The following is a 24,841-nucleotide window of genomic DNA, read 5'->3' on the forward strand; positions in this document are numbered from 1 at the left end:
TGCATGGCAACCACGGCAAAGTGAGCACAAAGAGGAAGTAAAAGGCAGCAATGACCCCGTTCCATATCTACAGGGAACTGATCATCTAAGAATAAGTGTTTTTAAGACTGGGTTGAGAAACCCTTTTGCAATAAGATAAATGGTGCCCAGAGGCGGACTTGAACCGCCACGCCCGTTAGAGCACTAGCACCTGAAGCTAGCGTGTCTACCAATTTCACCACCTGGGCAAATAAGACAAACTGGGTAGAAATACCCTGCCTTACTGTGGGTGCGCAATTTACGGATATTCGAGGAGATTGTCAATCCACCAAGGACATTTTTTTCATTTTACCTAACGAGGGGTCATTTTCCGCACTGAGATAGCGCGAGTATGTAACAAATCACCTATTTTAACATTGCGGCTTCCGTTAAGCGCATGGCTTTGAGCAAACCATAATTGCATGGTGGCCATGGCATCATCCAGCGCATTGTGGGCAGGCACAGCGGGTAAATCTAACCGTTGCCGACAAACTGACAAGGTCGCACTGTTTGGCGGCAACACCTCGTGGTGCTTTTTTAACTGATACACCGCCAGTTGTAAGGTATCCAAATACACAATATCAGGACAATGGATGCCAGTTTGATGAAAAACCCGTTGCAAGATCCCTAAGTCTAAACTGGCATTATGACAAAGCCACAAATGGGTTTTAGCATATTGGCGCAGGGCGTTCAGTACCTCTCGAATATGAATACCGTAGGCCACATCCCCTTCGGTAATACCATGGATCACCGGGCTTTGTGCAAAATCCCCTTTTGCCCGGGTCACCGAGTAAAAACATTGATTCAAATTAATGCTATTGTTTTTTCCTTCGACCCACCCTACCGATGTAATTTTCGCGTTGTTTACATCCAGCGAAGTCAGTTCTAAATCTACCGCTAATAGGGGCACGTCTTTAATTGCCTTATCTTGCCATTGTGCTGGCAAGGCCGGTAAGCCGTGAAAAAGCTGTTTGATCGCTGCAAACATGGGTTAACTTACGCCTCCGGAAAAATTCATCACAGCGGCTTGCTGTGCCCGCTCAATAGCTTTAAAAGCCGCTTTTAATTGATGTCGTTCTATAGACGATAACGCAGATACGGCGACGCGATTATCCGTCACACTGTTGGTCAACTGATGCCGCCAGCGTAGTCGATTTAAGAACAACCAAATATCACGAAGATTTTGCCCATCTTTTGTCGATAACCCAGACCCCGCCGGTAACGCCGCTAACCGCGCTAAGGTAGCAGGCATAGTCAAACCATTAGCCAGTGCGTAAATTCGCACTAAATTATTAATAATAGCAATGGCCTTCACTTTCAAATCGATGGTATCGCTTTGCTCGTAGCCTTTTTCGTAGACAAACTTCTGAAACATGGACAAGGGCACGGGAATATCGTTGTTGTGCCTTGCCAAAGCGGCCAAAAACATCTTTTGCTGTAAAAGGGGCACTCGGGCTTGTTGCAGGCGTCGAAAAAGTTCGCTGTCTCCGTCAGCGCAGCGCGCATCCAAAAAAATATTAAAGTGCATCATGGCGCTGGCCGTTGGCGAATTCACCCATTTTTGGGCTTCTTCTTTCGCCTCTGTTAGTGATAGCCGTAACGCAGGGTTTGACGCCATAATATTGCCATCACACAACTTAATGCCACATTTACCTAATCCACTACACACATAACTTGCCATTGCGGCAAAATAGGCACTTTCTTCTGCATTGGGTGTGCGCGCCAACAATAGACTGTTGTCTTGATCCGACCCCATGGTCTGATCTTCACGGGCTTGAGATCCATACACCACCCAACTATAGGGGAAAGGCGCAGGCCCGTTTTCTCGCTGGTAAAAACCAATGAGTTTTCGGGTCATAATGTCCGTAGCCTGAGAAAGCACTTTTCCAGCGATATCAAAATCGCCAGGCCGTTTGGCATGGGTGGCAAAATAATGGGGCATTTGCCACGAGGAACGAGTCAGCTCGTATAAGTTATCGGCTTTGGATAACTCGCCGATAATAAATAGCACGTTCCCTTTTTGATAGCGCACAATATCAGTCGCCGTGACCATGCCCACAGGTTGTTGGGTTTGACGATGAATAACCGGTAAATGATGAATATTTCGTTCACTCATCAGTGACATGGCATCAAAAAGCGTTCGATGCTGATAAATTTTAGCCGGCTTTGGGGTCATGATCGTCGCTACCGCCGCCGCTATATCGGCCCCTTCGGCCACCACCCGATTACGTAAATCTCGGTCGGTTACAATACCGACCAATTTATCGTCTGCGGTAATCAGCAATGACGAAACTTTGTGCTCGGCCATAATCTTTGCCGCCTGATGGATAGACACCGTTTGCGCGGCTTGTACTGGTGCAACTTCGATAAGTTCGTTAAGGGGCTTGTATAGCCACATAGAATTTGAGTCTGATACCGCTTGATTCTGCAGCGCGTTTTCGCGACTACCGTGGAAAAAATCTGTCACGCCGGCATACGCCATGGTGTGTTTAAACGCACTGGCGGAGAAACAAAAGACTAAACCTGGCTTATCAACCTTTACCGTCAAGGGGTAGTCGGTTTCATCAAGAATTTGATGATAACCAAAGTAATCCCCCTCGCTGAGGTGGCGCTCTGAATGCGGAGAATCTTTTACTGAATACTGGCCGTTTTGAATGAGAAACAAACGCCCCCTATTTTGGGCTAGTATTTCGTCTTTATTGTTCTCGGTGAGATAAACCAAACTGGCCCCTTGGGCGAAGGTCGCCATATCCTGCTCAGCAAGTTTGTCAAAAGGCGCGGATGTTTTAAGAAAGTCCATTACTTGTTGGGGAAGTACGTCCATCGTGAGGCCTCCGGATAAGCCATGGTCGAATATACGTCAGAAAAAGCAGAAGGCTCACCCTAATAAGGTGAGCCTTTATCGTTACATACTGGTGTTACCTCAAAGGGACTAGTGGGACGACGCCGCACCCGAGCCCTTGGGATAACGAATATCTTCTACCATTTGTTGAATTTCTTCTGGTGCATCACCGGTAATTTTAAATACCACGTAAGCCACTAAGAAATTCACTAACATACCAAAGGTACCAATACCTTCTGGAGAAATACCAAACCACCAATGGTCCGGAGTATTCGCCGCAGGATTCACAAACTTAAAGTAGATAATGTATGCCGCTGTGAATGCAATACCCGCAATCATGCCAGACACTGCGCCTTTGCCGTTCATACGCTTGCTGAAGATCCCCATAATAATGGCAGGGAAGAAGCTAGAAGCGGCAAGACCAAAGGCGAAGGCGACCACCTGCGCAACAAAACCTGGCGGATTGACCCCGAAGTACCCCGCAATAACAATGGCAACCCCCGCGGCTAAGCGTGCGTAGAACAGCTCGGCTTTATCGGTAATATTGGGGGCAAAATTTCGTTTAAGTAAGTCATGGGACACCGACGTCGAGATAACCAACAGTAACCCTGCTGAGGTAGATAAGGCCGCGGCCACACCTCCTGCTGCTACCAAGGCGATAACCCAAGCCGGTAAGTTGGCAATTTCAGGGTTCGCCAGTACCATGATATCCCGATCTACATCCACTTCGTTTGCACTAGTAGGATCATCGATACTGCCCGCCGCATAAAACATTTTGCCATCGCCGTTCTTATCATTAAATTTGATAAGGCCGGTTTTTTCCCAATTCTTTATCCATGTTGGTGCCTTCTCATAGCTGGTTCCAGCCATGTCTTGACCATTAATGGTTTCGATCATGTTGACCCGGCCAAAAGAAGCCAGCGCAGGCGCCGTGGTATACAAGATGGCGATAAACAATAACGCCCACCCTGCAGATTTACGGGCATCACGGACTTTAGGCACAGTAAAGAAGCGCACAATAACGTGTGGAAGCCCGGCGGTACCGACCATTAATGCGAAGGTAATAAAGAACACATCGATGGTACTTTTCGAGCCGTCGGTATACTCAGTAAACCCAAGTTCGGTGGACAAATTATCGAGCTTGTCGAGCATGTACATCCCCGACCCATCGGCTAGGGTTGCCCCAAACGCCGTCTGCGGCAAGATATGACCCGTTACCATCATGGAAATAAAGACCACAGGGACTAAATATGCGAAGATCAAGACACAATACTGGGCTACTTGCGTGTAGGTAATGCCTTTCATACCACCTAACACCGTGTAGAAAAATACAATCGCCATACCGATGACCACACCGCTAACGATATCCACTTCTAAGAAACGACTGAACACCACGCCAACGCCGCGCATTTGTCCGGCCACATAGGTGAAACTGACAAAGATAGCGCAAAATACTGCAACGGTTCTGGCGGTTTGGGAGTAGTAGCGGTCGCCTATGAAATCCGGTACAGTAAATTTACCGAATTTACGTAGGTAAGGCGCAAGACAGAGGGCGAGAAGTACGTAGCCACCGGTCCATCCCATAAGGTAAACGGCACCGTCGTAACCCATAAATGAGATCAAACCGGCCATAGAGATAAACGATGCGGCAGACATCCAGTCAGCGGCGGTTGCCATACCGTTTAAAACAGGAGGAACGCCGCCACCAGCAACATAAAACTCGTTGGTCGAACCGGCTCTAGCCCAAATGGCGATGGCAATGTACAGTGCAAATGAAGCACCGACAATGATAAAGGTTAATAATTGAACATCCATGGCTTTACTCCTCGTCGACGCCGTATTTTTTATCCAGCGCATTCATCTTTGCCATGTAAACAAAAATAAGAGCGACAAATATATAAATGGAACCCTGTTGTGCAAACCAGAAACCTAATTTGAATCCAAAGAACCGGATCTCATTTAACGCATCGGCAAATATGATGCCCGCGCCAAATGACACAACAAACCATACAACCAACAATTTGACGAGGAGGGAGATATTCTCCTTCCAGTACGCCGTTTTGTCGTCTTCATTTCTAAATGCCATCTTTACGTCCTCGTATAAGGTTAAATGGATGTTTTATTTTTACATTTATCTAACGACTAACTTTTTGAGCGCTCACTGCCAAAATGGAAAGTGTCTTTTCCCGCAAAGATCGCGCAAAAAGCCTGTCGTTTATCGGTTTTTCTATACTCTAGACGGCACAAGCCTATCGAGAAATGAGACCATGGTCGTAGGTTATAGACCCAGCGACTGGGTATAATACACACAGAGTTGTTAAAGGAATGTATACAAAACAATGACATTTGCATGGGTTTCACTGGCATTGATCTACCTTTTCTTGCTTTTTTATATTGCCAGTTGGGGGGATAAAAATTCGCCCACAGCACGGTGGCTAACTTCTCATCCCGCTATTTATTCGTTGGCGTTGGCAATTTACTGCACCGCATGGACATTTTTTGGTGCCGTGGGTCAGGCTAGCCGTGATACATGGATTTATTTACCCATCCTTCTTGGGCCAGTGCTGGTTTATGTGCTGGGGTATAAGTTTATTTATAAGCTAACCTTGGTAAGCAAAAAGCAGCGTATTAATACCATTGCCGACTTTATTGCTTCTCGCTATGGCAAACGTCAGGGCGTGGCTTTACTAGTGACACTTATCGCGCTTCTGGCCACCATTCCGTATATTGCCCTGCAATTAAAAGCTATCGGCTCAACATTTCAGTTACTCACCCAACAACCTAGCAGCCACTTTATTATCATTATTGCCACTACCTTTATTGCCGTGTTTGCCATCTATTTTGGTACCAAGCAATCCGATGTAACGGAATATCGCCGGGGGCTGATGTTGGCAATATCTTTTGAATCATCCATTAAACTTACAGCATTGGTGTTGGTTGCCGTGGTGGGATACAGCGCTTGGCAAGCCACCGACAACCCCGACCAATTTAATACCTTTTTTACCGAAGAAGCCCTGTCACAATTTGGTTCTTATTCGTTTATCGCGCAAACCATTATGGCCGCTGCTGCCGTGGTCTGCCTTCCACGGCAGTTTCACGTTGCCATTATCGATAACTTAAGTTTGGGGCACTTAAAAACCGCCCGCTGGCTATTCCCGCTTTATTTAGCCATTACCGCTGCGGTTATCCCGGTGATTGCGGTGGCCGGCAACGCGCTATTTCAGGGGCAAAATGTCGAGCCAGATACCTACGTACTTTCGATGGCCATCTATTCTGAATCGGCCTTGTTGCAAATTATTGTGTTTATTGGTGGCCTATCGGCAGCCACAGCCATGATCATTGTTGCCACACTAACTCTCAGTACCATGCTCACCAATGACGTCATCCTTCCCCGCGTATTGTTGTTTAAATCTGGTGGACCACGTCATAACGACTACGGTAAGCGAATCCGTCTTATTCGACGGGTGGTAATCGGGCTAATACTGCTGCTGGCCTTTCTCTATCATCAGCAAATGACCAACAGTCGATCTTTGCATTCCATTGGTCTTATCGCATTCTCTTTGGTCATTCAATTGCTACCCGCTGTCGTGGGCGGGCTATACTGGAAAAAAGCCCACGCCCATGGGGTGTATGCAGGATTAATCGTCGGCTTAATCACCTGGGTGTTGTGGTTGGTGTTGCCGTTAATCAATGGCTCTACCACCACCTTGGAACAAAACGAACAAATAAGTCAGGGCGCATTACTGAGCTTACTAACCAATATTGCTGCCTACGTGGGGTTCTCTATGTTTGCCCCACCCCGGTTAGTCGATCGCATTCAAGCTGAAGCTTTTGTCTCGCCCACAGATACCCGCAGTGGCTCCAACCGTCGTCCAAACACCAATGTGACCATCTCAGATTTGATCACCCTACTGACTACCTTTATGGGAAAAGGCCGTTGTGAACAACTGGTGGAAGAATACCAACACCTTAATCACCGACGAATTAATCGCGACGAGTCGCCAGATGAATCCTTTATGGCCTTTGCCGAGAGAGCCTTAGGCGGGGTAATCGGCGCTTCAAGTGCAAAAGCCCTCATCGACTCTATCCTCAAAGGGAAGAAGCTCGACTTTACTGAAATTATTAATTTTTTCGATGACACCACCCAAGCCATGCAATTCAACATGACGGCCTTGCTTACGTCGCTGGAAAACATGGATCAAGGGATCAGTGTGATCGACAAGCACCTCAATTTAGTGGCTTGGAATAAACGTTACACCATGTTGTTCAACTACCCCGACGAATTACTTGCGGTTGGCACGCCAATTGAAAAATTAGTGCGCTACAACGCCGAACAAGGCGAATTCGGCATTGGCCATGTGGAAGACAAAATTGAAAAACGCTTAGAACACTTGCGTTCTGGTACCCCCCATCGGTTCACTCGGCAGCGAAGCAACGGCCGAGTCATCGAAATGGTGGGCAATCCCCTTCCTGGCGGCGGCTTCGTTACCAGTTTTAATGACATTACCGGTCACATAGAAATTCAGCAGGCGCTGGAAGAGTCGAACATTGACTTAGAAGCCCGTATTAAAAAACGCACCGAAGAAGTTCATTCTATTAACGCCGAATTAAGACTGGAAATTGAACGGCGTTCCGGTGCAGAACAAGAGTTAATCCGAGCTCGAAAAGCGGCCGAGGAAGCTAATGCCAGTAAAACCCGTTTTCTAGCCCTGGCTAGCCATGATGTACTGCAACCCCTCAATGCCGCCAAACTCTATGTCACCGCCTTGCAAGAGGCCGACCTAACCCCGTCGGTAAAAGATATTGTTACCCGTCTTGATCATTCTGTCACTTCCAGCGAAGCCCTAATTGGTACTTTGCTGGACATAGCTCGCTTAGATCAAGGCGAGCTTAAACCCACCATTAAAGCGGTACACGTACCAGCGTTGTTTTCGCCACTGGTAGATGAAATGCGTATGCGTGCCATCGAAAAAGGGTTAGATTTACGCACCCGAATACGGGACTGCTGGGTCTTGGCCGACAAAACCTTTTTGTATCGTATTGTGCAAAACTTGCTTTCTAATGCAGTGAAATACACCGAAAATGGTAAGGTGTTACTTTCTGTTCGCCCCCGAGGCGATCGGGTGATCATTGAAGTCAGAGACACAGGTATCGGCATTTCTAGCGAACAACAAGGCATGATCTTTAGTGATTTTTACCGTACCCATGACTCTTTAGAACATGGGGTCGGTCTTGGTTTAGGGGTGGTTCGCCGTCTTAGCCAGCAAATGCAAAGCAAAATTCAGGTGACCTCTAAATCAGGCAAGGGGAGTTGTTTTCAGCTAGAGCTAGGCAAGGCTTCCCCAAGAAGACAAGCCAATCAAGAAAAGCTCAGTAAAACGGCCACCTTCCGCGGGCTAAGAGTACTGTGTGTAGACGATCAACAGGAAAATCTAGATGCCCTGCGTACCTTGCTAGAAAAATGGGGGATCACTGTGGTGTTGGCCAACAATTGGGATGAAGCACTGCGACAGGCTGATCTTTTCGCCCCGCAAATCTTATTGATGGATTACCAACTTGGTCCCAATCTTAATGGCCTCGATCTCATTGAAGCAATACGTCAGCATCTTAATATTGTGGTACCTGCATCTCTAGTAACAGCGAACCATGAAGAAGCGCTCATCGCACAATGTAAATCTCAAGGGGTAAACTATTTAACCAAGCCATTAAAACCGGCCAAGTTACGGGCCTTATTACAAAGCCTGACTCGCCATATCAAAGACGGGCAATCTAATTAGTGACAATAAGAGCAACAAGACTTAGCGTATAGCTAATGCTTGGCTAACTTTGCTATTAATCGGTCGCCCTATCACTGTGGCGATAAAGCCACTGGCGCGCATCACGGCAGGCAAAGAAACGCCGGTTTTAATGCCCATGCCGTGCAGCATATACAGCACATCTTCGGTGGCCACATTGCCGCTAGCGCCTTGAGCATACGGGCAGCCGCCTAAGCCACCAGCGGCGGTATCGATGGTGCTAATGCCATGTTGTAAGGCTATTAAAATATTTGCCAACGCCTGGCCATAGGTGTCGTGAAAGTGCACCGCCACACGGCAAGCTGGCACTTTTGCTAGTAACGCCTCTAACATACTGGCAGTTTTAACCGGGGTACCTGTGCCTATGGTGTCTCCTAAAGCCACTTCGTAACAGCCCATGTCGATAAGAGCCTCAGCCACCTTCGCCACAACTTGAGGCGAAATATCCCCTTCATAGGGACAGCCTAGAACACAAGAAACATAGCCTCGTACCTTTATTCCCGCCTCAGTTGCTCGTGTCACAACCGGGGCAAACCGCGCAAGGCTTTCTTCGATACTACAATGTATGTTTCTTTGCGAGAAGGTTTCTGATGCTGAGCCAAATACTGCCACTTCATGTACACCGGCGTTCAACGCGGCTTCTAATCCATGCAGGTTAGGCGTAAGGGCAGAATACACCACACCATCCTTGGCTTTAAGTTCAGCGAATACCTCGTGTGAATTCGCCATTTGCGGTACCCACCTAGCAGAAACAAAACTGCCCGCCTCGATACGGCGTAGCCCTGCCTTGGCCAATAAATTAATAAAGCGCACTTTATCGGACGTGCTTATCATGGCGTTTTCATTTTGCAGCCCATCACGAGGGCCCACTTCGAAAATACTCACGGCGTTAGGATAGTGGCTACTCATCGGCAGTAAACTCCAAGAGAGTTGCGCCGCCGTCCACCAGCTCCCCTTGTTGGTAAAAAATGTCCATTATCTGGCCATCACAAGGCGCGGTAATATTGTGCTCCATTTTCATCGCTTCCATGATGAGCAATGTGTCACCTTTACGAACTTTCATGCCAGCTTCCACCATCACTGCCACAACCGAGCCGTTCATGGGCGCAGCAAACTCGGTTTGCCCCTGCTGACTGTCTGACTCACCCAAATCTGCTGATACAGGCGCAAAAACCAGCGCCCCGTGTTCAGTAAACAAGGTCATGTGACTTTGTGACATTGCCCACCCGAAGCACTGCCGGTGCCCATCAAGTTCTACCTGCAATAAATGGTCTTGTACCCTGCCACTAATTTGCCAGTAGTGGTCTTGATAACGGAGGTGCCATGTCGCGGATCCAGCCCCTACTTGATCACGAGGTAAGGTGACAGAGAACTCATATTCATGCCCATCATAAATAAACTTAACAGTATGCAAGTACTCACTATTAAGTCGCCATCCGGTGTTTTGCGACCAAGGGGTAACGGTTCCTGTTGGGGGCGAAGTCATATGTCCTTCACCGTGTAAGGCCAACCAAGCCATCACAGGTAAAATACCAACAGGCAATGCTGCGTCACGGGCAAACAGCATAGAGGAATGGGTTTCAATAAAGCTGGTATTAATGGCTGCCTGAACAAACGGTTCGCTGGACGCGACCTTATGCAAAAAGGCAATATTTGTGGTCACGCCGTCGATATAATATGCCGCTAATGCATTCAGTAAACGCCCCACGGCTTCTTGTCTAGTTTCGCCCCATACTATTAATTTAGCTAGCATAGGGTCATAGTAAACACTTACTCCATCACCTTGCATGACGCCAGTATCTACCCGTACATGTGGGCTTTGCTTAGGCGGTTGATACAAATGCAACGTACCGGTGGCAGGTAAAAAGTCTTGTGCTGGGTCTTCAGCATAAATGCGAGCTTCAATTGCATGCCCATGACAGGTGAGCTGCTGTTGGGTTTTTGGCAGACATTCGCCTTGCGCCACCCGAATTTGCCAAGCGACAAGATCTTCACCGGTGATCATTTCTGTAACCGGATGCTCGACCTGTAAGCGGGTGTTCATTTCCATAAAGTAAAATTCCCCCGCGCTGTCGAGCAAAAACTCAACGGTGCCTGCGCCTACGTAACCGATGGCATGAGCTGCTTTTAAGGCCGCCTCTCCCATGGCCTGCCGTAAGGTATCGCACATACCTGGTGCCGGTGCTTCTTCGATAACTTTTTGATGCCGACGCTGTATCGAGCAATCCCGCTCAAATAAATACACCCCGTTGCCCTGTGTATCACAAAACACCTGAATTTCGATATGTCTGGGGTCGGTCAGGTACTTTTCCACCAGCATGATATCGTCATTAAAGCTAATTAACGCTTCCCGTTTTGCCGCCGCCAGCGCCGAAGGAAAGTCCGGTGCTTGCCACACCTGTCGCATGCCCTTACCACCGCCACCTGCGGCAGCTTTTAACAGTACCGGATAGCCCATTTTGTCTGCCACCGATTGCAAGTAAGAGTCCCGTTGGTCGTCACCATGATAGCCCGGAACCAGCGGCACCCCAGCGGCCTCCATAATTTGTTTAGCAGCCGATTTAGATCCCATGGCTTTAATGGCATCTGCTGGCGGCCCAATAAAAATGATGTTGTGCTCTGCCAATGTACTGGCAAACGCTCCGTTTTCTGACAAAAAGCCGTAACCGGGGTGCACCGCATCTGCCCCTGTTAGGGACACGGCTGCCATAATACGAGGGATATTCAGGTAGCTTTCTTTAGACGGAGCAGGGCCAATGTACACGGCTTCATCGGCTAAGCCTACGTGCCGGGCCTGCTTGTCTGCCTCTGAATAAACCGCCACGGTGGCGATCCCCAGTTTATGGGCGGTTTTTATAATTCGACAGGCAATCTCACCCCGATTAGCAATTAGAATTTTTTTAATCATCATGGCGCTCCAACCACGGTGCGGGCTGTTTTTGTAAAAATGCGCGCAAACCTTGCTGCCCTTCAGGGGACACACGAATATCCGCAATGCGTTGGCTCGTGTAGGTCATTAACTGGGTATCAATGGGTTGTCCACACACTTCGCTAATTAATGCTTTTGTATTTGCCACCGCTTGAGGACCATTACCGAGTATCTTCTCCAGCAGGGCATTTATTTGTTCATCAAGCTCACTGGGTAAAACCACCTCGCTGACCAAACCTAGGCTTTTGGCTTCTGGTGCAGAAAAAATCTCAGCAGTTTGAAAGTATCGACGACACGCTCTCTCCCCCATCGCCGCTATCACATAAGGGCTGATCGTCGCGGGAACCAAGCCAAGTCGAACTTCACTCAGGCAAAATTGGCTGCTTTCACTTGCCACCGCCATATCACAACAGGCTATCAGTCCCACAGCACCGCCGAACGCCGCGCCCTGAATACGGGCGATGGTAGGTTTAGGGATGGTATTTAGTAATTGCAGCATCAGCGCCAAATTCATCGCATCTTGTTGGTTTTGTTCCCGGGTAAAGTTTGCCATGCGCTGCATCCAGGCTATGTCAGCACCGGCACTAAAACTTTTTCCTCTTGCCTGTAACACCATGGCGCGGATATTGTCTTGCTTGGTCACTTTGGTGAAACAATGTGTTAGTTCCCCAATCATGGCATCGTCAAAGGCATTGTGCTTTTCGGCGCGATCGAACGTGACGTAGGCCACGCTATTTTTCACTGTAAAGTCTATTGTCGTCATCACTGAACTCCTCCGTCATTACATCCGAAAAACGCCAAATTGGGTCTCTTCCACGGGGCGATTCATCGAAACAGAAAGGGACAAACCCAACACTCTGCGGGTATCTGCCGGATCAATCACGCCGTCATCCCACAGCCGAGCTGAAGCATAATAAGGGTGGCCTTGCTGCTCGTAGGTATCGATAACCGGTTGTTTAAAAGCCTGCTCTTCTTGGTCGGACCATGGCGTACCTTCCCGTTCAAGCTGATCTCGTTTTACCTGCGCTAGCACGCCCGCAGCTTGTTCACCGCCCATTACAGAAATGCGAGCGTTAGGCCACATAAACAAAAAGCGGGGATCATACGCCCGTCCACACATGCCGTAATTGCCAGCCCCAAAGCTACCGCCAATCAGTACCGTTATTTTAGGTACCTTGGCACAGGCCACTGCTGTGACCATTTTGGCGCCGTGTTTAGCAATACCACCAGACTCATATTGCTTACCCACCATAAAACCGGTGATATTTTGTAAAAAGATAAGAGGAATTTTGCGTAAGGCACATAGCTCTATAAAGTGCGCGCCTTTCAGGGCACTTTCACCAAACAAGATGCCATTGTTAGCCACAATACCCACCGCATAGCCATATATTCGGGCAAAACCACATACCAGGGTTGTGCCGTACAATGCCTTAAACTCGTCGAATTCAGAGCCATCGACAATACGAGCAATAACTTCGCGCACATCGTAAGTTTGCCGGGTATCTTTTGGCACAATGCCGTAAATGTCTTTACTGTCATAACAGGGCGCGACCACGGGTTTAATGTCTGCTCTGGCACTTGTTGGACGATTTAATCTAGCAATACAATTTCGGGCCAACGATAGTCCGTGATGATCATTATTGGCCAGATGGTCCACCACCCCAGATATCCGCGTATGCACATCTCCACCGCCAAGCGCTTCTGCGGTAACCACCTCGCCGGTAGCCGCTTTCACTAACGGTGGGCCGCCTAGAAAAATAGTGCCTTGTTGCTTAACGATAATGCTTTCATCCGCCATTGCCGGTACGTAAGCCCCACCCGCCGTACAAGACCCCATTACCACGGCAATTTGTGGTATGTTTTTAGCCGACATATTCGCTTGATTATAAAAGATCCGGCCAAAATGCATTTTGTCAGGAAACACCTCGTCCTGATTGGGCAGGTTTGCACCCCCTGAATCCACTAAATAAATACAGGGTAAATGATTTTCTTCGGCGATTTGCTGAGCCCGTAGGTGCTTTTTCACGGTCATCGGGAAATACGTTCCCCCTTTGACCGTAGCATCGTTAGCCACAATCATGCACTCCACCCCTGATACACGCCCAATACCCGCAATGACTCCCGCCGCAGGAATATCCACATCGTACATATCCCACGCCGCTAATTGCCCGATTTCCAGAAAAGGAGACCCCGGATCCAGCAGTACATCAATGCGATCACGGGGCAGCAATTTACCCCGAGCAAGATGCCGTTGAGCAGCCTTCTCACCCCCGCCTTGATGTATCTTCTTTATTGTTTCGTATAAATCGTCCACCTGCTTTTGCATATGCGCGGCGTTTTGCAAAAACGTGTCCGATTTTGTATTGATGCTAGTTTGTATTACAGGCATACCGACTCCTGATCTAAAAGGCTTGGGGTAATCCACAGGCTGTTAGCCATACACATCACTTCGCCCTACGCCGACTCGTTAAACAATTCACGGCCAATAAGCATACGGCGAATCTCTGATGTTCCCGCCCCTATTTCGTAGAGCTTCGCGTCGCGCAATAAGCGCCCAGTGGGAAACTCATTAATATAGCCATTGCCACCTAATAACTGGATGGCATCCAGCGCCATCTTGGTTGCCAATTCTGCGGCATATAAAATTGCGCCAGCGGCGTCTTTACGGGTGGTTTCGTTACGATCGCAGGCTTGTGCTACCGCGTACACATAGGCCCGGGCAGCATTCATTTGGGTGTACATGTCTGCGACCTTGCCCTGTATCAATTGAAACTCGCCAATGGCTTGACCAAATTGCTTGCGATCATGAATATAAGGCACCACTGCATCCATACAGGCTTGCATGATTCCCAATGGCCCACCGGCAAGTACCACCCGCTCATAATCAAGGCCGCTCATTAGAATTCGCACGCCTTCCCCTTCGTTACCAAGCATATTCGTAGCCGGTACTTCACAATCTTCAAACACCAATTCACAGGTATTTGACGAGCGCATGCCAAGCTTGTCTAGCTTCTGTGCCCGGCTAAATCCGGGGAAATCACGCTCTACAATGAACGCGCTTATTCCCTTTGGCCCTGCGTGCATATCTGTTTTAGCGTAAATCACAAAGGTATGGGCATCAGGCCCATTGGTGATCCACATTTTGCTGCCATTAAGCACATACACGTCGCCATGTTTTTGCGCCCGTAATTTCATGCTCACCACATCCGAACCCGCGTTAGGCTCGCTCATGGCCAAGGCACCAATATGTTCTCCAGATACCAAAGCCGGTAAGTACTGCTTTCGTTGCTGCTGTGTGCCGTTTCTGTAAATTTGATTAACGCACAAATTAGAGTGAGCACCGTAACTAAGGGCAATGCCTGCCGAAGCACGGCTAATTTCTTCCATTGCCACGGTATGGGCCAAATAACCCATACCCGCACCGCCAAATTGTTCTGATACCGTGACCCCCAACAGCCCCATATCACCAAACATGGGCCATAGCTGGTTAGGAAAGCTGTTTTGTTCGTCGGCCTTCGCCGCTAAAGGGGCTATTTGGTGGTTGGCAAATTGGTGAACATGCTCTCTAAGCATGTCTACCTCTTCTCCCAAATTAAAATTGAGGGTGGGGTATGAAATGTTCATTCACGTAAGCATCCTAATGTAACAAATGAAAAACGCACATGAGGGCATCGCACGCATGTTACGTTTACGTTAACCATACTTTACGTAAAGGTAAACCTGTTGTTTGTATTCGTCAATATAAGATTGCTTTGCCCCACCAAGTGGGAATGGGTTTTCAACCCAAAAAAAGAACGTAGATAAACATTTCCGCGCAAACGTTACTGTGTCATTATTTTCGCTTCTTGTTTTTAAGCTCACGTTACAAGGTATACCTCCCGTTATGCGTATCGCCATACTTTCACGCAACCCGAAGCTTTATTCTACCCGCCGCTTACTCGAAGCGGGTTTAGCGAAAGGTCATGAAGTCGACGTTATCGACACCATGCATTGTTATATGGACATAACCAGTGCCAAACCCTCTGTTCGTTACAAGGGTGAAAAGCTACCGTTTTACGACGCGGTGATCCCGCGTATCGGCGCCTCAGTAAGCTTTTATGGCACCTCGGTTGTGCGACAATTTGAAATGATGGGTACCTACAGCATTAATGAGTCTGTGGCCATTAGCCGCTCTCGAGATAAATTGCGCTCGTTGCAGTTGCTGTCTCGTAAAGGTATTGGTATGCCGCGTACAGGGTTTGCCCATCACCCAGATAAAATAGACGACTTAATTCGTAATGTTGGCGGTGCGCCGGTAGTAATTAAGTTATTAGAGGGCACGCAGGGCATTGGTGTGGTCCTTGCCGAAACGCAAAAGGCAGCAGAATCCATCATTGAAGCATTCATGGGATTAAACGCCAGCATTCTGGTTCAAGAATATATCAAGGAAGCAGGCGGCTCAGACATTCGCTGCTTTGTAGTGGGTGATAAAGTTGTCGCCGCCATGAAGCGACAAGCTGCGCCGGGTGAGTTTCGTTCTAATCTTCACCGTGGTGGTTCTGCCAGTCTGACAAGGCTTTCACCAGAAGAGCGTAAAACCGCGGTAGTTGCAGCTAAAACCATGGGCCTAAATTGCTGCGGCGTAGATATTCTGCGCTCAAACAATGGCCCGGTGGTTATGGAGGTTAACTCTTCTCCCGGGTTAGAGGGCATTGAAAGCGCTACGCAAAAAGACGTGGCTGGCATGATCATCGATTTTATCGCCAAATCAGCAAAACCCTTTAACACACGAACGCGAGGCAAAGGCTAATGGGGCTGGAACCACTGGAAATCGGCGGGCACAAGATCGCACCGGGCGAATCAAAGCGCATTGAACTGGAAATGCCCCCCTTGTACACCAATACACACATGAGTATTCCTGTGTATGTAAAACGGGGGCATCGTGCTGGCCCAACTTTATTTGTTTCTGCGGCTATTCATGGCGATGAACTTAACGGCATTGAAATTGTAGGGCGCTTAATACACTCAAAAGCGATTGCACGTTTACGTGGAACCCTTATCGCGGTGCCTATGGTAAACGTGTATGGCGTGTTAAATCAGTCTCGCTATCTGCCAGATAGACGGGATCTAAACCGCAGTTTCCCTGGCAGTAGAAAAGGCTCATTAGCCGGCAGACTGGCCAATCTGTTCTTGAAAGAAATCGTGAATAAATGTGACATAGGCATCGACCTGCATACCGGCGCGATTCACCGCAGCAATCTTCCCCAGGTTAGAGCGAATTTAGATGATCCTGATGTATTAGGTATGGCCAAAGCATTTGGGGTGCCGGTACTTCTTAATGCCGACTTACGTGACGGTAGTTTGCGTCAAGCTGCCAGTGAAACGGGAGTGAAAATTCTGTTATACGAAGCCGGCCAAGCACTGCGTTACGATGAGTTTTCTATTCGGGCTGGCTTGCGCGGGGTAATTAACACCATGCGTCATGTGGGAATGCTTAACAAAAGTCGCGGCAAAGGACACCATATTAAGCCCTTTATCGCTCGGGAAAGTGGTTGGGTGCGGGCGGCAGAAAGCGGGTTCGTTCGCCATCTCGCACAACTTGGTGATCATATTGAAAAAGGCGATAAACTGGCCACAATTTCAGACCCCTTTGGTGAGGTATTATCGACAATGCAAAGTCCCATGGCCGGCGTGATCATTGGAAAGCAAAACATTCCCCTCACCCAAGAAGGCGAAGCCATTTATCATATTGCCTACTTCAAACAACCTGACTCTGTTGCAGAACACGTTGAATTGCTACAGGACAACTTAGCGCCTGATGACCTAACCCAATCATCATAAGGACACCCCATGCCACAAGTACAAAAACAACTTATAGGTGCCATTGAATATTGCCACCTACCTGCATTATCCATCAATAATTTAACCATTCGCGTGGATACAGGCGCCGCCACCTCGTCGTTGCATGTTGATAATATTGAAGAGTTTGAACGGGATGGCACATTATGGGTTAGCTTTGACATTCACCCAGATATTCATCAGGTAGACACCATTGTGCGTCGAGAAGCCCCTGTGGTTGCGCGCAAAAAAGTGAAAAGTTCAACCGCTACGCGAGAGCGACGATACGTCATTCATACCGATATTGTCATGGCAAACGAGCAATGGACAATTCAGTTAACCCTTACCGATAGAAGCGAAATGACCTACTTGATGCTGTTTGGCAGAGAAGCCATGAACGGGCGCTTTATTGTCGACCCTCAGCAGGAGTTTTTACTCTGCGACAGGCACCAACCTTAAAACAAATAAGTACCCCCCTCTATTTTGGAGGCTCCAGTTCTAACTGAGAAGCAATCAGTACCGCCTGGGTGCGATTGTTTATGCCCAGCTTTTTAAATATGGCAGTAACATGGGCTTTTACGGTGGCTTCGGCAATATCTAAATTGTAGCCAATTTGTTTATTTAACAAGCCTTCGCGCATGTAGCACAATACCTTGTATTGTGACGGGGTAAGAGAGGCGATTTTATCTGCCAATTCGGAAAACTCTTCGTCAACGTCTTCGATTTTCTCGCTAACAGATTCTGGCAACCAAATGTCACCGTCAAGGATACATTGTACCGCACTGGCAATGTCGCCTGAGCTGGCAGTTTTGGGAATAAAACCCAATGCACCTACGCCCACGATTTTAGAAATGATGCTAGCATCTTCTGTTCCCGACACTACCGCTACGGGAATATCAGGAAACAACTTGCGGATATGCACTAAACCAAACAAATCGTTACTGCCTGGCATGTGTAAATCGAGGAGAAGAAGGTCGATATCCTCTTTTTCAAGAATATCGACCGTGGTTGTTAAATCTCCAGCTTCTCGCAGCAGGAGATTAGGTAAAGTCAATGATAACGCGCCTCGTAAGGCATCACGATAGAGCGGATGGTCATCAGCAATTAGCAGCGTTATCATTGTTTTCCTTATTTGTTCAGGCGCTCCTCTATAAGTGTATCAACAACAGACGGATCCGCCAATGTTGAAGTATCGCCTAATTGCTCGTGCTCGTTAGCCGCAATCTTACGCAATATACGCCGCATGATCTTACCAGAGCGCGTTTTCGGTAATCCGCGAGACCACTGGATCATATCCGGTGTGGCGATGGGGCTGAGTTCTTGACGCACCCAAGCGCGCAGCTCTTTGGTAAGTTCATCATCAGGCGCAATACCTTCATTGGGAGTAACGTATACGTATATTCCCTGCCCTTTAATATCGTGAGGATAACCCACTACCGCCGCTTCGGCTACTTTAGGATGAGCAACCAAGGCACTTTCTATTTCAGCGGTACCTAATCGGTGACCAGAAACATTCAATACGTCATCAACGCGGCCGGTGATCCAGTAGTAACCGTCTTCGTCTCGACGTGCACCGTCACCAGTGAAATAAACACCTTTGTACGCGCTAAAGTAGGTATTGATAAAGCGCTCGTGATCGCCGTAAACCGTGCGAGCCTGACTTGGCCAGCTTTCTTTGATCACCAAGTTACCTTCTGCAGCACCTTCTAATTCTTTGCCATCGGCATCAAATAGGGCCGGTTGAATACCAAAGAACGGACGCGAAGCCGAGCCAGGCTTAAGGGCCGTAGCGCCAGGCATTGGCGTGATCATCATGCCGCCGGTCTCGGTTTGCCACCAAGTATCCATAATTGGGCAACGGCCTTCACCAATAACCCGGTGATACCATTCCCAGGCTTCTGGGTTGATAGGCTCACCCACCGACCCTAGCAGTCTTAAGGATGATAAATCACAACCTTCAGCCGGCGCATCGCCATGGGCCATTAATGCACGAATAGCGGTTGGCGCAGTATACAGGCTATTGACCTTATATTTTTCGACTATCTGGGCGATTCGGCGTACATCAGGGTAAGTCGGAACCCCTTCAAAAAAGACCTGCGATGCGCCGTTAATCAGTGGGCCATACACCATGTAACTGTGACCGGTGATCCAGCCCACATCCGCAGTACACCAGTACACATCGTCTTCGCGATAATCGAAAGCATATTTAAATGTCATCGACGTATATAACAAATAGCCACCGGTAGAATGCACCACCCCTTTAGGCGTGCCCGTTGAACCTGAGGTATACAGGATAAACAGCGGATCTTCGGCATTCATCACTTCGGGTTCACATTGGGCAGAACAGTCTTCGATAAGATCTTCCCACCACACGTCAATATCATCGTTAACGGCCACGTCACCGCCAGTCAATTTGTGCACAATAACATTGGTAATGGATGGGCAAGCGCCACCGGCAACGGCTTTATCGACGTTGGCTTTAAGCGGTACGCTGCGGCCTGCGCGGCGACCTTCATCACAGGTGATCACCACTTTAGCTTTGCTATCGTTAATACGATCAGCAATAGCATTAGGCGAGAAACCACCAAAAATAACAGAGTGAACAGCACCGATACGGGCACAAGCTAGCATCGCATACGCCGCCTGCGCCACCATAGGCATATAAATCGCTACCCGGTCGCCTTTCCCTACGCCTAGTTTTTTAAGGCCATTAGCTAGCTTACAGACTTCATAATGAAGCTGCTGATAAGTTACTTCTTCACTGTCTTCTGGGGAATCACCTTCCCAGAACAGCGCCACTTTTTTCGCGTTTTCTGCAAGGTGACGATCGATACAGTTGTAGCTGGCATTAATTTCACCATCTTCAAACCATTTTATAGAAACGTCATCTGCGCCAAAATGGGTATTTTTCACTTTTGTTGGTTTGGTGTACCAATCCAGTGTACTTGCATACTCACCCCAGAACCCGGTGGGATCATCAACTGAACGCTGATACATGTTGTCATATTGTTCTTGCGTCAGATGGGTATTTTCAAGAATGTTTTCAGGAACAGGATACGTCTTGCTGGCAGTCATGGATAATGCCTCCGATGTCATATTAATTCAGTGAAAATTATTTGTTACTCAGGGTAGCTTTTCTAAACCAAAGCAAAATGAGACTTTGGTCTTAGCGAATTTGCCCTTTTAGGACAGTTCGATACGACGTTAGTCTTATAGACCAACCGCTTATTTTCATTTCCCTCAGAGTCGTTCAAATTATCACCCGTTAACCAATTATTTACAGTTTCTTAACCTGATGAAGAATACAGGAACGACGATGAAACACACTTTTAGTAAAACAGCTGTTGCAATGTCCCTCGCAGTTTCAGGGTTTATGGGCACCTCTGCAGTTCAGGCTGCCAATCTTGCGGGAACCGACATTGGCTTCTCTGGCTATGTTAAAGCGGATGCCATGGTAAGTGAATACTCCGATGGTACATTAGCCTCTGGTAGTATAGGCCGCGATTTTTACGTCCCTTCAGTTACCCCTGTAGGCGGAAATGACGAAGGCACCCAGTTTGATGCACACATCCGTCAAACGCGTTTTCGCTTTACCTCAAACACGCCTACCCCCGAAGGTGACACTATAACCGGTGTGCTAGAACTGGATTTCATCGTAACAAGTGGTGGCGATGAACGCATTAGTAATTCCTATGTACCCCGTATTCGTCACGCATTCATTAAATACAAGAATTGGTTGGTAGGCCAAACTTGGACAACATTTATGGATGTGGGTTCGTTACCTGAATCACTCGACTTTATCGGTACCACTGACGGCATCACCTTTGGCCGACAAGTTATGGTTCGGTATTCTTCCGGTGGTTTTCAGTTTGCCCTGGAGAACCCCGAAACCACGGTCACACCAAATGGTGGCGGCACCCGCATTGTTGCCGACGATAATGCCGTACCAGACGCCATCGCTGCCTATACACTTAAACGTGATTGGGGGTATGTAAAAGTGGCCGGTCTAGTACGCCAACTGTCTTACGACAATGGTACAGATATCGACGCTGACGAAACCGGTTATGGTATTGCCGTGTCGGGTAAGTTTATGATGGATAACGGTGATGACTTGCGCTGGATGGTCAATACCGGTGCCGGCCTAGGACGGTATGCCGCCCTCAACGCCGCAAACGGTGCGGTTATTACCCCTGATAACGATCTAGAAGCCATTGATTCCACAGGCTATGCCATTGCCTATCGCCATATCTGGAACGACAAAATGCGCAGCAATATTATGTTTTCTGCTTTAGATGTTGATAACGACGCAACCTTAACCGGTACAGCCGTTACCGAAAGTTCTTACAGCACCCGTTTAAACCTGCTGTATTCACCCACAAAAGCGCTAACGGTGGGGGCAGAATATGCTTATGCAAAACGTGAAGTTGAATCGGGATTGGAAGGTGATATGAACCGTGTCCAGTTCTCGGCCAAATACGCTTTCTGACATCCCAACGCGAGGAAAGCTTTGCCCCACATTTGTGGGGCTTTTTTATGCCTGTATGTTTATTTACAACACGCTGGCCATGATGATGAGCTTAATAAGGCTGTGGGTAACGTTTAAACACGTCGTTAATTTGTCGCAGCACCGAATCGTCGAGGGAAATATCAAACCCGTTTAGGTTTTCCTCTAATTGACTAAGCTGTGTGGCACCAATAATTGTAGAGGTAACACCTGGCACAGCATTACACCAAGCCAGTGCCAATTGTGAAGGGGTGATCCCTGCCCGATGAGCAATCTCCACATAACGACGGGTAGCATCTTGTGCAGCGTCTTTATCGCGGAATAACCCTTGGCGTTGAACGTAAGTCCAGCGTGAGCCTTTTGGCCGCGCATCATCTAAGTACTTTCCTGATAACATTCCCGTTGCCAAGGGAGACCATGGCAAATAGGCGATATCTTCAAAATGGCACATTTCGATTAAATAGGGCCAGTCTTTGGCATGCAACAAGCTAAATTCGTTTTGTATGGAAACGGGGCGAGGAACATTCATTTCCTCACACAAACGTAAATAGGTATGTATGCCCCATGGCGTATCATCAGATAAACCCCAATGACGAATCTTACCGGCGCCAATGGCTTGCTTAATACCGCTAAGGATATCTCGCATGCCCGCCACTTCTTGCTCTTTGTCTGTATTGTTGGGATCAACCTTACCCGGCCAATGTTTACCAAAATGAGGGGAAGTCCGGTTTGGCCAGTGCAACTGATAAACATCGATATAATCGGTATTTAGTCTGTCTAGCGAGGCATCTAACGCAGAGGTTAGCGTTTGAGAAGAGATATCTGAGCCTTCGCGGATCCAGCCTATACCACTGCCAGCCACTTTGGTCATCACCACCAAATCTTTGCGCTGATGGGCATGCCGTTTTAGCCAATCTCCTAACATGCGTTCAGTGTCGCCGCTGGTCTGCGCATTCGGCGGAATGGGGTACATTTCTGCGGTATCGATAAAATTAACACCATGGTCAATCGCCATAGCCATTTGCGCGTCGGTATCAGCTTGGGTATTTTGGATCCCCCAAGTCATTGTACCTAAGCATGCTTTAGAAACAGACAGCTCGCTGCTTCCTAAGAGTGTATATTTCATTGACGTGTGTCACCTTGTTGAAACTGTGCCAAGTGGCAACGGAGGGAAGATTATAGCATCAATCAATTGTTGCCATGAGACGCCCATCGACTGAGCGTCTCTCATTAGCGTTTAAAGGTAGGTTTTAGCTTTGCGCCCAAGGTCCATAGATGGCCAAGGTTTCGGCAGGTGAATACAAGTTAACAAACAATATGCTGCCATCAGGAGAGAAACACGCGCCGGCCAACTCGGTTTGAGTATGCAATTTGGCCACGGTGTAAGCATCACCATTTGGTGTTACGCCCCGTAGATGATTATCCACCACTTCTGTGTACTGATCTTCACACACAAGTAAGTGCCCGTTAGGACAAACCGTTAAGTTATCACCAAAGTTAAACAGGTTTTTATCTTCGCTTTCTAAAAATAGCTGTATACGATCCGTTGCGTTATTGCGACCTGGGGCAAAACGCATGATTTGACCTAGTTGTTTATTTCCGCCGTTGGTACAGCAAAAATACAATTCGTTCTCTGCCCAATGGATGCCTTCACCTCGCGCAAATAATGTTGCGCCAAGTTCATAACCCCGTTTACGTAGATCGTCTTCGGGGCTATCTGGCGTATCTAAAGTTACCCAATCAGCTTCTAGCCATTGCCCCACTGGCATGTTTGCAGCTGTCCAGTTTCGTGAATCAAATTTAGGCGTGTCTTTTATACGAAGGGCTTGTAATACACCGCCGTCTTGCAGCTTGCCGTAGGTGTTAGGTACAAAGCGATAGAAAAGGCTATCGCCCCGATCTTCAGTGAGATACACAATACCGGTTTGCGGATCAACACAAGCAGCTTCATGATTAAACCGCCCCATGGCCTTTAACGGCACCGCTTCAACCATAGAGGTGGCGTCAGCAGGGACTTCAAAGATATAACCGTGATACTGTTTATACGGCGTGCCGGGTGTTGCCACAGACTCTTCGCACGTAAGCCAGCTATTCCATGGCGTAATGCCGCCGGCACAGTTACGCACCGTGCCGCTAATGCTCATAAACGACGAGGTAACGGTTTTAGATTTGGTATCGAATACTAAAGTACTCGTACCGCCGGGTAACGCCACACCATCATTAAAGGTGTCGTAGGCTAGTTTGGTTTTATGTGCCTGGATGGTGGCCGGCTGCTTTTCAATGTGATCGGGGTGTAGTTCGTGGTTACGCACTAGGGCTAATTTACCATCCGCTAGAGAAAAACAGCCCATGCCATCGGCACGATCCGGCACTTGCAGACCATCAGACATCATATCGCCTAACGAAGAGATAACTTGATATTTAAACCCTTTAGGTAGGTCTAATCGCTTGTGGGGATCAGGGATTAAGGGACCATAAAGATCGCTAAATAGAGATTGAGGCAAACTTTTAGCTTTACCATATCCGCTGGCGGTTAATCCACCGAATGCTAAAGAACCTACTAAAAACTGTCTTCTTGTGAACATATGTTTTACCGCAATAGATTTTAAAAGTGATGATGCACACTATGTTACTGCGGAATTGTTACGTTATCACACACACAATTTGCAATAATCGCTAATTACGTGAAAAAACAGGATAAACAGACACAAAAAAGGCGCTCATTTGAGCGCCTTTTGTTAATTCGTTAGGTTGCGTAGATTAAAGAATCTTCGCTACAACGCCAGCACCTACGGTACGGCCACCTTCACGGATAGCGAAGCGTAAACCTTCATCCATCGCGATAGGAGCAATAAGTTCTACTACGAACTTAAGGTTGTCACCAGGCATTACCATTTCTACGCCTTCAGGCAGCTCTACAGCACCTGTTACGTCAG

At 47.9% G+C, this 24,841-nt stretch carries 18 protein-coding genes, 1 tRNA gene and 1 pseudogene; 5 read left to right on the top strand and 15 right to left on the bottom strand.

Features of this window, described 5'->3' with window-relative positions; all coding sequences use genetic code 11:
* Nucleotides 1-140 precede the first annotated feature (140 nt).
* The 5 genes from KO501_RS00400 to KO501_RS00420 all read right to left on the bottom strand — a co-directional run bounded on the left by KO501_RS00400 (nucleotide 141) and on the right by KO501_RS00420 (nucleotide 4,946).
* Nucleotides 141-227: transfer RNA gene (locus tag KO501_RS00400), tRNA-Leu, on the bottom strand.
* A 104-nt stretch (nucleotides 228-331) separates the two neighbouring features.
* On the bottom strand, nucleotides 332-1,006 hold the full coding sequence (locus KO501_RS00405) for a 3'-5' exonuclease (RefSeq protein WP_216027667.1): 675 nt from the start codon (nucleotides 1,004-1,006) through the stop codon (nucleotides 332-334).
* A gap of 3 nt (nucleotides 1,007-1,009) precedes the next feature.
* Entirely contained in the window at nucleotides 1,010-2,842 is a 1,833-nt protein-coding gene (locus KO501_RS00410) for a putative nucleotidyltransferase substrate binding domain-containing protein (protein WP_216027668.1), read from the bottom strand.
* Nucleotides 2,843-2,950: 108 nt separating this feature from the next.
* On the bottom strand, nucleotides 2,951-4,675 hold the full coding sequence (locus tag KO501_RS00415; RefSeq protein ID WP_216027669.1) for a sodium:solute symporter family protein: 1,725 nt from the start codon (nucleotides 4,673-4,675) through the stop codon (nucleotides 2,951-2,953).
* 4 nt (nucleotides 4,676-4,679) lie between these two features.
* Nucleotides 4,680-4,946, bottom strand: a complete 267-nt coding sequence (locus KO501_RS00420) for a DUF4212 domain-containing protein (RefSeq protein ID WP_216027670.1) — start codon at nucleotides 4,944-4,946, stop codon at nucleotides 4,680-4,682.
* Nucleotides 4,947-5,199: 253 nt separating this feature from the next.
* On the opposite strand from KO501_RS00420, the gene KO501_RS00425 reads away from it, so the two are divergent.
* Nucleotides 5,200-8,637, top strand: coding sequence for a PAS-domain containing protein (locus KO501_RS00425; protein WP_216027671.1), 3,438 nt, complete (start codon nucleotides 5,200-5,202; stop codon nucleotides 8,635-8,637).
* 21 nt (nucleotides 8,638-8,658) lie between these two features.
* Here KO501_RS00425 and KO501_RS00430 read toward each other — a convergent pair whose 3' ends face one another.
* The 5 genes from KO501_RS00430 to KO501_RS00450 form a co-directional block, all read right to left on the bottom strand.
* Complete coding sequence (locus KO501_RS00430) at nucleotides 8,659-9,564, bottom strand: hydroxymethylglutaryl-CoA lyase (RefSeq protein ID WP_216027672.1); 906 nt, start codon at nucleotides 9,562-9,564, stop codon at nucleotides 8,659-8,661.
* On the bottom strand, nucleotides 9,557-11,563 hold the full coding sequence (locus KO501_RS00435) for an acetyl/propionyl/methylcrotonyl-CoA carboxylase subunit alpha (protein ID WP_216027689.1): 2,007 nt from the start codon (nucleotides 11,561-11,563) through the stop codon (nucleotides 9,557-9,559). The genes KO501_RS00430 and KO501_RS00435 overlap by 8 nt, the downstream gene beginning before the upstream one ends.
* Nucleotides 11,556-12,347 carry an enoyl-CoA hydratase/isomerase family protein gene (locus KO501_RS00440; RefSeq protein ID WP_216027673.1) on the bottom strand — a complete coding sequence of 264 codons (792 nt, stop codon included), beginning with the start codon at nucleotides 12,345-12,347 and terminating at the stop codon, nucleotides 11,556-11,558. The genes KO501_RS00435 and KO501_RS00440 overlap by 8 nt, the downstream gene beginning before the upstream one ends.
* A gap of 18 nt (nucleotides 12,348-12,365) precedes the next feature.
* On the bottom strand, nucleotides 12,366-13,973 hold the full coding sequence (locus KO501_RS00445; protein WP_216027674.1) for a carboxyl transferase domain-containing protein: 1,608 nt from the start codon (nucleotides 13,971-13,973) through the stop codon (nucleotides 12,366-12,368).
* Between the two features lie 65 nt (nucleotides 13,974-14,038).
* A complete protein-coding gene (locus KO501_RS00450; protein WP_216027675.1) occupies nucleotides 14,039-15,208 on the bottom strand; it encodes an isovaleryl-CoA dehydrogenase in 1,170 nt (389 codons plus the stop codon).
* A 259-nt stretch (nucleotides 15,209-15,467) separates the two neighbouring features.
* On the opposite strand from KO501_RS00450, the gene rimK reads away from it, so the two are divergent.
* From rimK to KO501_RS00465, 3 genes are read left to right on the top strand one after another with little or no spacing between them, the layout of a single operon-like run.
* Nucleotides 15,468-16,373 carry a 30S ribosomal protein S6--L-glutamate ligase gene (gene rimK, locus KO501_RS00455; protein WP_216027676.1) on the top strand — a complete coding sequence of 302 codons (906 nt, stop codon included), beginning with the start codon at nucleotides 15,468-15,470 and terminating at the stop codon, nucleotides 16,371-16,373.
* Nucleotides 16,373-17,404 (top strand): succinylglutamate desuccinylase/aspartoacylase family protein, encoded by a 1,032-nt coding sequence (locus tag KO501_RS00460; protein ID WP_216027677.1) that lies wholly within the window; start codon nucleotides 16,373-16,375, stop codon nucleotides 17,402-17,404. The genes rimK and KO501_RS00460 overlap by 1 nt, the downstream gene beginning before the upstream one ends.
* A 9-nt stretch (nucleotides 17,405-17,413) precedes the next feature.
* Nucleotides 17,414-17,860, top strand: coding sequence for an ATP-dependent zinc protease (locus tag KO501_RS00465; protein WP_216027678.1), 447 nt, complete (start codon nucleotides 17,414-17,416; stop codon nucleotides 17,858-17,860).
* Nucleotides 17,861-17,879: 19 nt separating this feature from the next.
* On the opposite strand, the gene KO501_RS00470 is transcribed toward KO501_RS00465, so the two are convergent.
* Together KO501_RS00470 and acs are read right to left on the bottom strand one after the other, a co-directional pair.
* A complete protein-coding gene (locus KO501_RS00470) occupies nucleotides 17,880-18,521 on the bottom strand; it encodes a response regulator transcription factor (RefSeq protein ID WP_216027679.1) in 642 nt (213 codons plus the stop codon).
* Nucleotides 18,522-18,529: 8 nt separating this feature from the next.
* Entirely contained in the window at nucleotides 18,530-20,476 is a 1,947-nt protein-coding gene (gene acs, locus KO501_RS00475) for an acetate--CoA ligase (RefSeq protein WP_216027680.1), read from the bottom strand.
* A gap of 241 nt (nucleotides 20,477-20,717) precedes the next feature.
* Between acs and KO501_RS00480 the strand changes: the two genes are divergently transcribed.
* Nucleotides 20,718-21,887 (top strand): DcaP family trimeric outer membrane transporter, encoded by a 1,170-nt coding sequence (locus KO501_RS00480; RefSeq protein WP_216027681.1) that lies wholly within the window; start codon nucleotides 20,718-20,720, stop codon nucleotides 21,885-21,887.
* A 91-nt stretch (nucleotides 21,888-21,978) separates the two neighbouring features.
* Here KO501_RS00480 and KO501_RS00485 read toward each other — a convergent pair whose 3' ends face one another.
* The 3 genes and pseudogenes from KO501_RS00485 to tuf all read right to left on the bottom strand — a co-directional run.
* Nucleotides 21,979-23,031: an aldo/keto reductase gene (locus KO501_RS00485; RefSeq protein ID WP_216027682.1), complete on the bottom strand. Its 1,053-nt coding sequence runs from the start codon at nucleotides 23,029-23,031 to the stop codon at nucleotides 21,979-21,981.
* A 124-nt stretch (nucleotides 23,032-23,155) separates the two neighbouring features.
* Nucleotides 23,156-24,490: an alkaline phosphatase PhoX gene (locus KO501_RS00490; protein ID WP_216027683.1), complete on the bottom strand. Its 1,335-nt coding sequence runs from the start codon at nucleotides 24,488-24,490 to the stop codon at nucleotides 23,156-23,158.
* Between the two features lie 175 nt (nucleotides 24,491-24,665).
* Nucleotides 24,666-24,841 (bottom strand): annotated as a pseudogene (tuf, locus tag KO501_RS00495) (elongation factor Tu); the annotation flags it as partial.

Source organism: Alteromonas sp. C1M14 (assembly GCF_018860965.1).
Lineage (GTDB): Bacteria > Pseudomonadota > Gammaproteobacteria > Enterobacterales > Alteromonadaceae > Alteromonas.